The following is a 13,038-nucleotide window of genomic DNA, read 5'->3' as shown; positions in this document are numbered from 1 at the left end:
CCGCTCGTTAGAACGAGTACTGTGCCAACAGCGTGTAGCGCGGACCGCTCATGAAGACCTGACGGGTGAAGTCGCCCGCATGCTGCTCCATGATCTGACGCGTGTACGAGTTGGTCAGGTTGGTCGCTTCCAGTCCGACACGGAACTTGCTCGTGAAGTCATAGAAGACCGACGCGTCCACCTGACCGTACGCCGCCTGGTACAACGGCAAGCCATAGGCCTGATCGTTGTTGGTCGTCGGGATCAGGTACTTGCCCGCACCAGCGTCCGGATTGGTGTTCAGGCCGTTGTTGCCACGGCTGCCCCACTGGTTCACACCCAGCAGGTAACGCGAGCGCCAGTTGTAGGCCAGACGCAGCGACAGGCCGTTCTGCTCGTACATGAGCGCCAGGTTGATCGTGTGGCGGGACAGGCCCGGCAGCGCGGTCTTGCCGAATGGACGCGCATCGGTATCGCAACCGTTGATGCTCAGGTTGAAGTTGGAGGACGCATCGTTACCCGAGCACCATGCTTCGGCCACAGGGTCTTTCAGCGTGCGCTCGCTCGACACGTAGGTCCAGCTTGCCTGCGTGCCGACGCCACGCAGCCAATTAGGTACGAAATCGTAGTACTGCTGGTGGGCGATCTCGAAACCGCGGGCAAAGCCCTTGGCGCCATTGACCGGACCGGTGACCACGAACGTCTGCGGCTTGCCGGTGACATCCTTCGCCGTGTACGCGTAGTTCTGCGTGATGATGATGTCCTTGAGGTCCTTGTTGAAGGCCGAGAACGTCAGCGAACCGGCCTTGGCGAAGTACCACTCGGCGGTCAGGTCGATGTTGGTCGACGTGATCGGCTTCAGCATCGGGTTGCCGTCGCTGGTGCCGGTCAGGGTGGTGCCGTCGAAGCGCACCGCCGTCGTGTTGCCTGCTGCGTCCCGGGTGACCGTCTGCTGGTGCTGGGCGCTCAGCGCCGTCTGCACCTGGAGCTGGTTGAAGTCCGGACGCGACATCGACTTGGCCGCCGCAAAGCGGAATTGCAGTTCGTCGTTGGCCTTCATGCGCAGGTTCAGGCTCGGCAGCCAGTTGCCGTACGAGTTGCTGAACGACTGCGCTTCCGCGAAGCCGGCGATGTTGATCAGCTTGTCCTGGCCGCTGACGTTGACGCCGGTGCCGACGACGGGGACGGACGGCGGGGTGAACGCGACGTAGCCGCTGCCGGAACCTTGCGTCCTCACGTAGCGGATGCCGACGTTGCCGTCGACCGGATACTTGAGGTCATCCCAGCCGAAGCGCAGCTGCGTGTAGGCGGCGCGGGTCTTCTCGGTCTGCGTGTTGGTGGCGGCCGGGTCGTTGAAGGTCGCCGGCTTCCATGGATCGCAGGTCGAGCCTTTTTCGGCGCACAGCACGTCGTGGTAAGCGTGGATCTTGCTCCATTGCTCCGGGAAGCCGCGCACCGTCGCCGCGTCCGCAAACAGCATCGGCGGCAGGTTGTATTTGCCGCCGAAGAAGTTGCCGATCTGCTGCAGCGAAGCGCCGCCGGCGAAGCGCGGATCGCTCAGGCGGGCAACGCCGTTGATCTGCCAGCCTTCCATCCACGGGAAGGTGATCGCCTGCCAGTTGTAGAACTTCTGGGCCTTGTTGTTCTCGCCTTCGCGGTCGGCCATGCGGACGCCGAAGCGGATGTCGCGCAGCACCGGGTCGTCGAACGAGTACTTGACGTCGGATTTCCACGCCTTCTGGGTGGCCGTGGCGTGGTCCAGCGCTTCCTGGGTATAGGCCCAGTAGTAGTTTTTCGGGTCGGCCATGTAGGCCGCCGAACCCAGGCTGATCTGCGGAACCTTGCCGGTCATGTCCATGGTCTGGTTCGGCAGGATGAAGCCGGTCGACACGTCGGCGTCGAAGCCCTCGGTGGTCGAACGCACATGCTGGAAGTCATTGGTCCAGCTCAGCGACGGCGAGATGCGCCATTGGACGTTCAGGGCGACGTCGCGGGTGGCGGATTCGCGCGTGTTGATACGCTGCGAGCTGTTGAACGGCGAACCACCGTAGGTCGGGTTCGAGATCGTGCCGCTCTGGAACGCGCCCTTGCTGTCGAACACCGAGTTGGCGCTGGCCACCTGCTGGTACCACTTGTCTTCGGACGAGGCCACCACGTGCTCGTCCAGGTCTTCCTTGTAGCGGGTCTTGAAGTAGGTCAGCGCGGCGGTCAGGTCTTTGTTCGGCCGCCACTGGAGGGCAGCGTAGTCGCCGCGGCGGGTGCGGTCGAAGTCCTGCGAGCGATAGCCGACGCCCAGCGGTATCCATTGCGTCTTGTTGCGGTCGTAAAGGGCCGGGTTGGTGGAGTTCACGTGCGGGAAGTACGGATCGACACCCACGCCGTCCGACCGGCTGGGGCTCTTCGCATGGGCGATATCGATCAGGGCGCCGATCTCGCCGAGCCCGGTGTTCCAGCGGTTCGACAGCAGCAGCGTGCCGGTCGGGGATGGTGCGCCCTTGCGCAGCGTGGAATAGGATTCCGACACGCCGGCCGTACCCTTGAAGCCCTTGTAGTCGAACGGCATGGCGGTGCGCAGATTGACCAGGCCGGCGACAGCGCCTTCGATCTGTTCCGCGGACGGATTCTTGTAGACATCAACGCCGGCCATCAGTTCCGGCGCCACGTCGGAGAAGCCGAGCGAGCGGCCGCCACCGGCCGAGAACGCGTCGCGGCCGTTGACTTCCGAACGCACGTAAGTCAGGCCGCGCACGGACACGCCGGAGCCCTCGACCGATTGACGGTTCGGGTCGCCCGCCATGTTGCGGTCGATGGTGACGCCAGCGATACGCTGCAGCACTTCGGTGACCGAACGGTCCGGCAGCTTGCCGATGTCTTCGGCGACGATCGAATCGACGACTTCGTCGGCATTCTGCTTGAGTTTTTGTGCGGATTGCAGTGCGGCGCGCTGGCCGCTCACCACCACGACCGGTCCGGCGCTGGCGGTATCTGCCGTTTGGGCCCATGCCGGGCTGATGTGCAGCACTACAACCTGTGCGACCGCGGCGGCGATCGCCGTTTTTTGGAACTTACTCAATTTGTCTCTCCCCCATACAGGTGGTTTTTATATTTAACAACTGACACTGGTCTTTTCATAAGTACTCGTTCGAAAGTTTATGCCTCCATAAGTTTTGTAATCAGGATGAAACGCTCGCCGCAGCCTGGCTCGCGACATAGGCGCCGTGCTCCGGCATCCGCGTCACCGCCTGCGCGATCAGGTCGCGCAGTTCGGCGAAGTGGCCGTGCACCACGCGGATGTCGACGCGGTCAGCCAGCGGGTCGTAGCGCTTCGGCACCACGCCGAGGCCCATCATCATCGCCACGAACGAGGGCTCGGCGAAGCCGCCGCGATCGACGATCGCCACGCGTCCGGTCGCGCGGAACAGCTCGATCTGGTGGCGCAGCGAGTCGGGGATCGCCATGTTGGCGCAGTAGCGCCAGAATTCCGAATCGTCGCGCTTGGTCAGCTTGTAGTGCAGGATGATGAAGTCGCGCACCGATTCGTAGCGGATGCCCATGACGCGGTTGAATTCGTCGGCCAGCTCCGGCGCGCAATCGCGGTCCGGGAACAGTTCGAGCAGCTTGCCCACCGCCGTTTCGATCAGGTTGATGCTGGTCGATTCCAGCGGCTCGACGAAGCCGGCCGACAGGCCGATCGCGACCACGTTCTTGACCCAGGACTTGCGTCGCCGCCCGGTGACGAAGCGCAGCTGGCGCGGCTCGTCCAGCGCGGCGCCGTCGAGGCCGTCGAGCAGCACGCGGCGCGCCTGCTCGTCGCTGGTGAAGCCACTGCTGTACACGTGGCCGTTGCCGGTGCGATGCTGCAGCGGGATACGCCAGACCCAGCCTGCTTCCTTCGCGGTGGAGCGGGTGTAAGGGGTCAGCTGCGGGACCGAGGCGCAGGGCACGGCCAGCGCGCTGTTGCAGGGCAGGTACTCGCTCCAGTCCTCGTAGCCCGCCTTCAGCGCGCCTTCGATCAACAGGCCGCGGAAGCCCGAGCAGTCGATGAACAGGTCGCCTTCGACGCGGCGGCCGTCGCGCAGTTTCACGGCGGTGACGAAGCCGGTCTCCGGATGTTGCTCGACATCGACGATCATGCCTTCGATGCGCAGTGCGCCGCGCGCCACGGCGTAGTCGCGCAGATAGCTGGCGTACAGGCTGGCATCGAAATGGAAGCCGTAGGAATAGGCGTCGGTCATGCCGGGCGTTTCCTCATTCGGCGGGACGAACTTGCCGTGGCGCGCCATGATCGAGGGCATCGACCAGTTCTCCATATCCGGCATCTTGTCGAACGCCTGCGCCAGGCGCAGCCAGTGCTGGTGCGCGCCGAGGCCGGCCAGCGCCGGGCCGAAATCGCCAAAGCCGTGGAAGAAGCGGTTGCCGACGTGGCCCCAGTCCTTGAATTCGATGCCCAGCTTGTAGCTGGCCTGGGTCTTGCTGACAAAGTCGTCGGCATCCAGGCCCAGCGCCTCGTTGTAGACCCGGATCGTGGGCAGGGTCGCCTCGCCGACGCCGATGGTGCCGATCTCGGGCGATTCCACCAGCGTCACCTCGCAGGGCTGGGTCGGGTGGCGCGCCAGGCGCTGGGCCAGCGGGGCCGCCGTCATCCAGCCGGCGGTGCCGCCGCCCACGATGACGATCCTGCGGATCGCGTCGCCATTCAGGTCGTTGCCACTCATTTTATGACAACGTTTTCATTTTTGGTCGAACCAAGGGCGGCTTTTGCATATGCCCCGGATCCCGGGGCAAGTTGGGCCGCGGCCATAGCAATGGCCGTCTTCTGTAAAACTTTCATGTGTGTGTCTCCCGTATTTTTTTATATGTCCGGCAACTGCGTGCTGGTGATTGGAAATTAACATTAATTCGATCAACGAACAAATAATTATCGCCCAAACGTTGCTGTTTAACCGTATCAGCTAAACAAGGCTTGACAAGACAAAATCCCCGCCGAAGCGGGGATTGCTGAACTTTAGTCGGGAATTTTCCCTCCGGGCGGAACTCCATAGCGATCCGCCTGCACATTACCACTGACACCATGGGTGCGCACATCGATGGTAATTGGCAACATCTCCTTGTCCCAAGCCTCCCACTTGGCCTTCAGTTGCGCAAACACCTCGGGGTGGCGTTTGGCCAGGTTGGCGCGCTCGCGCTGGTCCTTGACCACGTCGAACAGGAATTCGTTGCCGCCGATTTTCAGGTACTTCCAATTGCCGGAACGGATGGCGCGCTGGGCGTTGGCCTTGTAGCGCCACAGCAACGTGCGCTCGTTGTCGGCCGCCTGGCCGGTCAGGACAGGCAGCAGGTTCTGGCCGTCGCTCGGGTATTGCGGATCGGGCGCGCCGCCGGCGGCGGCCAGCAGCGTCGGCAGCCAGTCCATGGAAATCGCCACCTGCTCGCTCACCTGCCCCGCCTTGACCCTGGCCGGCCAGCGCACGATGGCGGGCACGCGGATGCCGCCTTCGAGCAGCTCGGTCTTCTGCCCGGTCAGCGGCCAGGTCCTGGAGAAGCGTTCTCCGCCGTTGTCGCTGGTGAAGATGACGATGGTGTTCTGCGCCAGCCCCTTGTCTTCCAGCGCCTTCAGCACGCGGCCGATCGACGCATCCAGCGATTCGACCATGCGGCCGTAGGTGGCCAGGTCGCCGCCATCGTAGTGGAAGATGTTGTCGATGTCGCGCGAGACCGCCTCGTCGCCCGGCCCCTCCCACGGCCAGTGCGACGCCGTGTAATGCAGCGACAGCAGGAAAGGCTTGCCGGCCTGCTGCTTGTTGACGTAGTCCACGGCGCGCGCGCCCAGCAGATCGGTGTAGTAGCCGATCTGCCGCACCGGCACTTCGCCCTCGTACAAATCCTCCTTCACCTGCGGGCCGACGCCCGGCTTGTGCGTGAAGTAATCGATGGCGCCGCCGTAGTTGCCGAAGAAGCTGTCGTAGCCGCTCTTCAGCGGGCCGAAGGTCGGCAGGTAGCCCAGGTGCCACTTGCCGATCAGCGCCGTGCCGTAGCCCTGCTTCTTCAGCAGCGACGGCAGGGTCGGATGCGTGCGCGGCAGGCCGATGGTGTCGGAGGCGCCGGCGATCGGCTCTTCCAGCCCGCCGCGCAGCCGGTACTGGTAGCGGCCGGTGATCAGCGCGAAACGCGTGGCCGAGCATACGGCCGAATTGGCGTACGCCTGCGTGAAGCGGATGCCCTGCCCGGCCAGCTGGTCCAGGTGCGGCGTCTTGAAGTCGGTCTGGCCGTAGACGCCCAGGTCGGCGTGGCCCAGGTCGTCGGCCAGGATGAAGAGGATGTTCGGCTGCTCCTTGCCGGCGCCGAAGACGTTCGGCAGCGCTCCAGCCAGCGCCAGGGCCGGCAAGGTTTTCAGGACGCTGCGGCGGGTATGGTCAGTCATGCTTGGTCTCCAGTCAGAAGTCTGCGCGGGCCGTCACGCCGAGCTGGCGCGGCGTGCCGATCACGGCGTTGTAAGCGCCCGGGTTGGTGTTCCAGGTGCTGGTGTAGTACAGCTTGTCGAACACGTTCTTGGCCCAGAACGAAATGTCCCAGCGCGTCGCGCCGTTCCTGATCTTCACGCCGGCCGACAGGTTGGTCAGGCTGTACGACGGGATGCGCCCGTACTCGGATGCGTCCAGCGTGCCGTAGGTGCTGCTGCGGTAGGCGTAGTTGATGTTGCCATAGCCTTCGATGTTGGCGGCCACCGCGTGCGCGTATTGCGCGCTCAGGTTGCCGATCCAGCGCGGCGCGTTGACCAGCGCGGCGCGGCCCGACAGATCGCAGAAGGCGCCGGCTTTCTCCGGCGGGCACGGGGCGTTTTTATACTCCTTGTACTTGACGTCGTTGAACGAACCGTTGGCGCCCAGCGTGAAGCCGCGCGCCACGACCAGGCTGGTGTCCAGCTCCAGGCCCCGGCTGCGCACGTTGCCGGCGTTGGTCAGGTAGGAGGTGGCGCTGACCGGGTCGTAGGCGTTGCTCTGGTAGCCCTTGACCTCGTTCCAGAACAGGCTGGCGTTGACTTGCGCGCGGCGCTCCAGCAGGTTGCTCTTGATGCCCAGCTCGAGGTTGTTGGCCTTCTCGTTGTTGACCTTGAGCGAGGATACACCCGCCGCGCCCGGTACCGACAGATTGATGCCGCCGGATTTTTCGCCGTGCGACACGCTGCCGAACGCCAGCACGTCGGTATCGATCTTGTAGGCCAGCGTGACCAGCGCCGAAGGACTCAGGTTGTTCAGGTGGACGTCGCCGGAGTTGTAGGCGCCGTAGCGGGCGTTGCGCGAAGCCAGCGCGGCGCCGGCGACGGCGGCGCCGCCGGCGGGCGCGTCGCGCGTCACCTGGGCGATCTTGTCTTCATAGGTGGCGCGCAGGCCGCCGGTCAGGTCCCACTGCGGATCGATGTGCCAGATCGACTGGCCGAACAAGGCGTAGCTGTTGACGCGCAGGTGGCCGTTGCCGATGCTGGTGACGTTGCTCCAAGCGCCTGCGGGCGTCGCGTTGAACTTGTCGGCCAGCGGACCGTTGTAGGTGAAGCTGACGTTGTCGAGATTCTGGTAGTAGTAATACGCGCCGAGCACCGATTCCACCGGTTGGCCCAACGGCGTGGCCAGGCGCAGCTCCTGTGTGAACTGGCGGTGGCGGGCGGAGGCGCCGACGTTCAGCACCACCGGCACTTCGAGGCCGTCATCGTTATGCGGCGTGAAGTTCCAGAAACGGTAGGCGCTGATGGAGGTGAACTTGTAGTCGTTGTCCAGCTTCCAGTTGACCTCGCCGGACACGCCGCCCTGGTGCACGTCCACGTGCGAGCCGCGGTCCAGGTTGACCTCGCGCAGCGACGGATCGGTGATCGGGTGCCCGCCGACGGCGGCGGCCTGCGCCAGGAACTTGCCGCTCGGGCCGGCGTTGTAGAACACCAGCGTGCCGTTGTTGGAGTCTTCGACGTTGTAGTCGGCGATCAGGCGCGCGCTGACCTTGTTGTTCGGTTCCAGCAGCAACTGGGCGCGCACGCCTTCGCGGTCGCCGCCCTGCACCTTGTCGCCGTTGTAGACGTTGGTGATGTAGCCGCCTTCATGCGTCTTGTAGACGGCGAGGCGGCCGGCCGCCGTGTCCGAGAACGCGCCCGAAATGACAGCCTTGCCCTGCACATAGCCCTGCTCGCCGGCCGAAATCTGCGCGCTGTTCTCGCTGCGGAAAGTCGGCTGCCTGGTGGTGATGTTCAGCACGCCGGCGGTGGTGTTCTTGCCGAACAGCGTGCCCTGCGGACCGCGCAGCAGTTCCAGCTGCTGGATGTCGAGCGCATCGAACGCGGCCATGCCGGGACGGGCCAGGTAGACGTTGTCCAGGTAGACGCCGACGCTGCCTTCGAGGCCATCGCTGGCGGGATTGTTGCCGAGCCCGCGGACGGCAAAGCTCATCTGGCGGGCGTGGACGTAGTTGACGGTGGTGCTCGGCAGCAGCTGCTGCAAGTCCTGCACGCGATAGACGCGGTTGCCTTCCAGCGCGCTGCTGTCGAGCACGCTCATGGTGGTCGGCACGCTTTGCGACGTCTCGTTGCGGCGCCGCGTGGAGACGGTGACGCGGGCCACCACTTCCAGCGAGGCGTCGGCGGCGGCCGTGGTGGCGGCCTGGCCTTCGCCTTCGGCGGCTGCCGTGCTCGCGGCAGCCGCTTCCGCCTCCGTCCCCGACACGGCCGACAAGCCCACGGCTGCGGCGTTCTGCGCATACACCGGCGCCGAGGCCGCGATGATCAATCCATAAGCCGCGGCGACGGCGGCGGCCAGTTTATTCTGTTGCATGACTATTTTCCTGTGGTTGTACTGCGAATTGCGCGGGCGTGAACCGCCCCGCACGCCGGCTTGGCGGCCGGCGCGTTGATCGTCATGAGTAGGTGGCGTTTAGTTTGTGGCTACGCGGAACTTGCCCTGCTCCGGCGGGGTGACCGCCTTTTCGGAGCGTGGCGTGCCGTCAGGCACCCAGTTGTACGGCACCGGTTGGGCGCGGTACAACCAATTGCTCAGCACCGGCTTGCCCGCGCCGGCAACCGGCGTCGGCGCAAAGTACGGGCTGACGTATTCCCAGGCGATGTCGCCCTTGGATGTAACCTGGAAGATGCGGCCGTTCATGCCCTCATCGATCAGCGTATTGCCGTTCGGCAGGCGGCGCGCGCTGCTGATGAACGAGCTGTAGAAGCCCCAATCCGGCCCGTTGGAATCGCCGCCGGTGTACTCCCACACGATCTGCTTGCTGACCGGGTCGATCTCCAGCACGCGCGAGCGCGGCTGCACGCCGACGCCGACGCGCGGATAGCCCGCCTCGCCCTGGTTGTCGAACACCAGGATGTGGCCGGCGCCCGGCAGGCCCGGCTCGATCAGGTGGGCGTCATGCTGGCCGACGATCTGGTCCACCGGACGCGGCAGCACGCGCGGTCCGCGCACCTGCGCCGGATAGTCCGGCCCCAGCGACCACACCACCTTGCCGCTCTGCTTGTCAAGGATGACGATGAAATTCGCCTCGCGCGAATCGATCAGGATGTTCTCGGGATTGAAGCGCTGGTCGCCCGCGTCGAACCAGCGGTTGGGGCCCAGCACCGACATGTTATTGATGTGCAGGTAGTCGAACGGCGCGGCCTTGCCGCGCGGCGAGTAGCCGCCCTTCACCAGCTTCAGCGATTCGGGCTTGAAGCCGAATTCGTCCAGGTGGTCGGACGCCACCCACTTCCAGACGATATCGCCGCCGGGCGTGACCTCGTAGATCACGTCGTCCAGCACCTGCGGCGCGGCGAAGCCGGCCAGCGGATGCACCAGGTTGGCCAGCACCAGCGTATTGCCGTTCGGCAGACGGCGCCAGTCGTGGTGCTGCTTGGCGCTGCCGCCGGGCACTTGCGGCGAAGCCTTGCCTTCCACCGGCGCCGCATACGCATCCTGCGCGCCGCCCGCAGCGCCCCACTGCCATACCACCTTGCTGTCCCAATCCAGCTCGCCTATCGCCTGATTGCGCAGGCCGTTGCCCTCGTTGGATGTGCCGGCCGTGCTGGCCAGCTGCACCAGCACGTGGCCGCGCTTGCCGCCCGTCAGCGCCGGGTCCAGCAGCACCGGCGGAAAGCCTTCGGCGTTCCAGCGATGCACCTCGTTGCCGTTCATGTCGATCAGGTGGGTGTTCTTGTCCTGCCCGCTGAAGATGACGTAGCTGTTGTAGGCGGTGGCGGTATCGTAGCGCGTAACGCCGGTGGGATAGACGCTGGGCGCGGCGCCCAGGTTGGCGGCAACCGCCAGGAGTGATAGTGCTGCAAGCTTGGTGGTGGTGGTCATGACACGCGTTTTCAGGAGTGGACAGTGTGTCTATATTACTAATCCACCCAGAAAACTCGAACTAATATAACCAAACATCGTTATACAAAAAATGCCGGATAAACCGGCATTGTGGGGATGAGGCGCAGGCGGCGATTACACCGCCTCGGCGCCGGTCTCGCCGGTACGGATGCGTATCACCTGTTCGACGTTCTGCACGAAGATCTTGCCGTCGCCGATCTTGCCGGTACGGGCGGCCTTGATGATGGCATCCACCACCTGCTCGGCCACGCCGTCGTCGACCACCACTTCCACTTTGACTTTCGGCAGGAAGTCGACCACGTATTCGGCGCCACGATACAGCTCGGTGTGGCCCTTTTGGCGGCCGAAGCCTTTTACTTCGGTGACGGTCAGGCCGGTGACATTGACTTCAGCCAGCGCTTCACGCACTTCGTCCAATTTGAACGGCTTGATCACAGCGGTAATCTGTTTCATGACTTCTCCTTATTTAAAACCTGAATCGAAAATCTGTAGCCGGCCAACTGTGGACAGCGAGCGCACGTCTGTATTGTAATCGACGCGCACCCGCTGTCCATCAACGTCTGCGAATACCAGCTAAATCATTTAATCTTGCACCGGAATGGAGCGTAATTCTTCCAGCCATACAACGCTTTGCGCATCGCTCGGCGCGCGCCAGTCGCCGCGCGGCGACAGCGAGCCGCCCGTGCCCACCTTCGGTGCGTTCGGCACACAGCTGCGCTTGAACTGGCTGGTGCGGAAGAAGCGGTCGAGGAAGATGCCCAGGTTTTTCTTGATCGCGGCCAGGTCGTACTGGTTGCGGGCGACGTGATCGCCGTCCGGCCAGCGGCCCAGCTCCTTGTCCCTCCAGGCGCTGAGCGACAGGAAGGCCACCTTCGACGGGCGGAAGCCGAAGCGCAGCACGTAGTACAGATTGAAGTCCTGCAGCTCGTACGGGCCGATGGTGCTTTCGGTGCGCTGCTCCGGCTGGCCGTCCGCCGTGCCCGGCACCAGCTCGGGGCTGATCTCGGTGGCCAGGATATTGAGCAGCACCTGCGCGTCGTTGCGGCCGATCACGCCGGATTCGGCGACCCAGCGCACCAGGTGCGAGATCAGCGTCTTCGGCACGCTGGCGTTGACGTTGTAGTGCGACATGTGGTCGCCCACGCCGTAGGTGCACCAGCCCAGCGCCAGCTCGCTCAGGTCGCCGGTGCCGCAGACGATGGCGTTGTGGTGGTTGGCCAGGCGGAACAGGTGGTTGGTGCGCTCGCCGGCCTGGACGTTTTCAAACGTGATGTCGTACTGCGCCTGCCCTTCCGAGTACGGATGGTTCAGGTCCTTCAGCATCTGGATGCAGCTCGGGCGGATGTCGATTTCCTGCGCCGTGCAGCCGACCAGTTTCATCAGCTGGTGCGCCTGCGTCAAGGTGCGCTCGCTGGTGGCGAAGCCGGGCATGGTGTAGGCCAGGATGTTGGTGCGCGGCAGCTTGAGCTTGTCCATCACGCGCGCACACACCAGCAGCGCGTGCGTCGAATCAAGCCCGCCGGAGACGCCGATGACGATCTTCTTGATGTTGCTCGACGTCAGGCGCTGCGCCAGCGCCTGCACCTGGATGTTGTAGACCTCGTTGCAGCGCTCGTCGCGCCGGCGCGCATCGGCCGGCACGTAAGGGAAGCGCTCGACGCAGCGCTTCAGCGCCAGCGGCTGTTCGCGGTTGATGTCCAGCTCGAAGAACACGGTGCGGAATTTATTCACCTCGGCGGCATGGCGCTGCACCGATTGGGCGAAGGTGTTCATGCGCATGCGCTCGCGCGACAGGCGCTCGAGGTCGATGTCGGCAAAGGTCAGCGTGGCTTCGTCGCTGAAGCGCTTGGATTCGGCCAGCATCTCGCCGTTTTCGCAGATCACGCCCTGCCCGTCCCACGCCAGGTCGGTGGTCGACTCGCCGGTGCCGGCCGAGGTGTACAGGTAGGCCGCGATGCAGCGCGCCGATTGCTGCGACACCAGCTGGTTGCGGTAGCCGGCCTTGCCGACCAGCGCGTTCGAGGCCGACAGGTTGACCAGCACGGTGGCGCCGGCCAGCGCGGCGAACGACGACGGCGGTATCGGCACCCACACGTCTTCGCAGATCTCGACGTGGAATTTGAACAGCGGCATGTCGGCCACCTCGAACAGCAGGCCGGAGCCGAACTGCACGCGCTCGCCCAGCAGGTCGATTTCGGTGGCGACCGCATAGTCGCCGCTGCTGAACTGGCGCACGTCGTAGAACTCGCCGTAGTTGGGCAGATAGCTCTTCGGCACCACGCCCTGGATCTGGCCGTTGGCGATGACCACCGCGCAGTTGTACAGCTGGTGCTCGACGCGCAGCGGCGCGCCCACCACGATCGTCATCTTCCACTGTCCCGACGCGGCGACGATGTCGTCCAGCGCTTCGAGGCAGCCGTCCAGCAAGGCGCGCTGATGGAACAGGTCGTCGCAGGTATAGGCCGACAGGCCCAGCTCCGGGAAGGCGACCAGCGCGGCGCCTTGTTCGGCGGCCTGCGCGGCCAGCTGGATGGTCTGGGCGGCGTTGTAGGCGGGATCGGCGATGCGGCAAATCGGCGCGGCGATCGCCACGCGGGCAAAGTCGTGCGAGTACAGATTGAGGAAATTCGAGGTCATGTCTAGTCTTTCGCGTGCACTACGGACATACAAAATTGAATTATCGCATGGGGGCGGCCGCTCCGCCGTCAACAGG

At 64.5% G+C, this 13,038-nt stretch carries 7 protein-coding genes; all 7 read right to left on the bottom strand.

Annotated elements, in window-relative coordinates:
- Positions 1-7: 7 nt before the first annotated feature.
- A complete protein-coding gene (locus ACSQ3S_RS11500; protein WP_176653715.1) occupies positions 8-3,052 on the bottom strand; it encodes a TonB-dependent receptor in 3,045 nt (1,014 codons plus the stop codon).
- Between the two features lie 100 nt (positions 3,053-3,152).
- On the bottom strand, positions 3,153-4,694 hold the full coding sequence (locus ACSQ3S_RS11495) for a tryptophan halogenase family protein (RefSeq protein ID WP_436142433.1): 1,542 nt from the start codon (positions 4,692-4,694) through the stop codon (positions 3,153-3,155).
- A 290-nt stretch (positions 4,695-4,984) separates the two neighbouring features.
- Positions 4,985-6,400, bottom strand: a complete 1,416-nt coding sequence (locus tag ACSQ3S_RS11490) for a sulfatase family protein (protein WP_436142432.1) — start codon at positions 6,398-6,400, stop codon at positions 4,985-4,987.
- 13 nt (positions 6,401-6,413) lie between these two features.
- Positions 6,414-8,792: a TonB-dependent receptor gene (locus tag ACSQ3S_RS11485; RefSeq protein ID WP_436142431.1), complete on the bottom strand. Its 2,379-nt coding sequence runs from the start codon at positions 8,790-8,792 to the stop codon at positions 6,414-6,416.
- 99 nt (positions 8,793-8,891) lie between these two features.
- A complete protein-coding gene (locus tag ACSQ3S_RS11480) occupies positions 8,892-10,304 on the bottom strand; it encodes an aryl-sulfate sulfotransferase (RefSeq protein WP_176653714.1) in 1,413 nt (470 codons plus the stop codon).
- A gap of 135 nt (positions 10,305-10,439) precedes the next feature.
- Positions 10,440-10,778, bottom strand: a complete 339-nt coding sequence (locus ACSQ3S_RS11475; RefSeq protein ID WP_020705920.1) for a P-II family nitrogen regulator — start codon at positions 10,776-10,778, stop codon at positions 10,440-10,442.
- 129 nt (positions 10,779-10,907) lie between these two features.
- Positions 10,908-12,962 (bottom strand): NAD(+) synthase, encoded by a 2,055-nt coding sequence (locus ACSQ3S_RS11470; RefSeq protein ID WP_436142430.1) that lies wholly within the window; start codon positions 12,960-12,962, stop codon positions 10,908-10,910.
- Between the last annotated feature and the right edge of the window lie 76 nt (positions 12,963-13,038).

This window comes from Duganella sp. LjRoot269 (assembly GCF_964254095.1).
In the GTDB taxonomy this organism is placed as follows: domain Bacteria; phylum Pseudomonadota; class Gammaproteobacteria; order Burkholderiales; family Burkholderiaceae_D; genus Rugamonas; species Rugamonas hordei.
Note: the sequence above shows the minus strand (reverse complement) of the source record. Positions and strands in the feature narration are given on the sequence as shown.

Bases quoted from the DNA above. Each gene is read 5' to 3' on its own strand.
- ACSQ3S_RS11485 (WP_436142431.1), bottom strand. From the start codon at position 8,792: ATGCAACAGAATAAACTGGCCGCCGCCGTCGCCGCGGCTTATGGATTG.
- ACSQ3S_RS11490 (WP_436142432.1), bottom strand. From the start codon at position 6,400: ATGACTGACCATACCCGCCGCAGCGTCCTGAAAACCTTGCCGGCCCTG.
- ACSQ3S_RS11480 (WP_176653714.1), bottom strand. From the start codon at position 10,304: ATGACCACCACCACCAAGCTTGCAGCACTATCACTCCTGGCGGTTGCC.
- ACSQ3S_RS11495 (WP_436142433.1), bottom strand. From the start codon at position 4,694: ATGAGTGGCAACGACCTGAATGGCGACGCGATCCGCAGGATCGTCATC.
- ACSQ3S_RS11470 (WP_436142430.1), bottom strand. From the start codon at position 12,962: ATGACCTCGAATTTCCTCAATCTGTACTCGCACGACTTTGCCCGCGTG.
- ACSQ3S_RS11475 (WP_020705920.1), bottom strand. From the start codon at position 10,778: ATGAAACAGATTACCGCTGTGATCAAGCCGTTCAAATTGGACGAAGTG.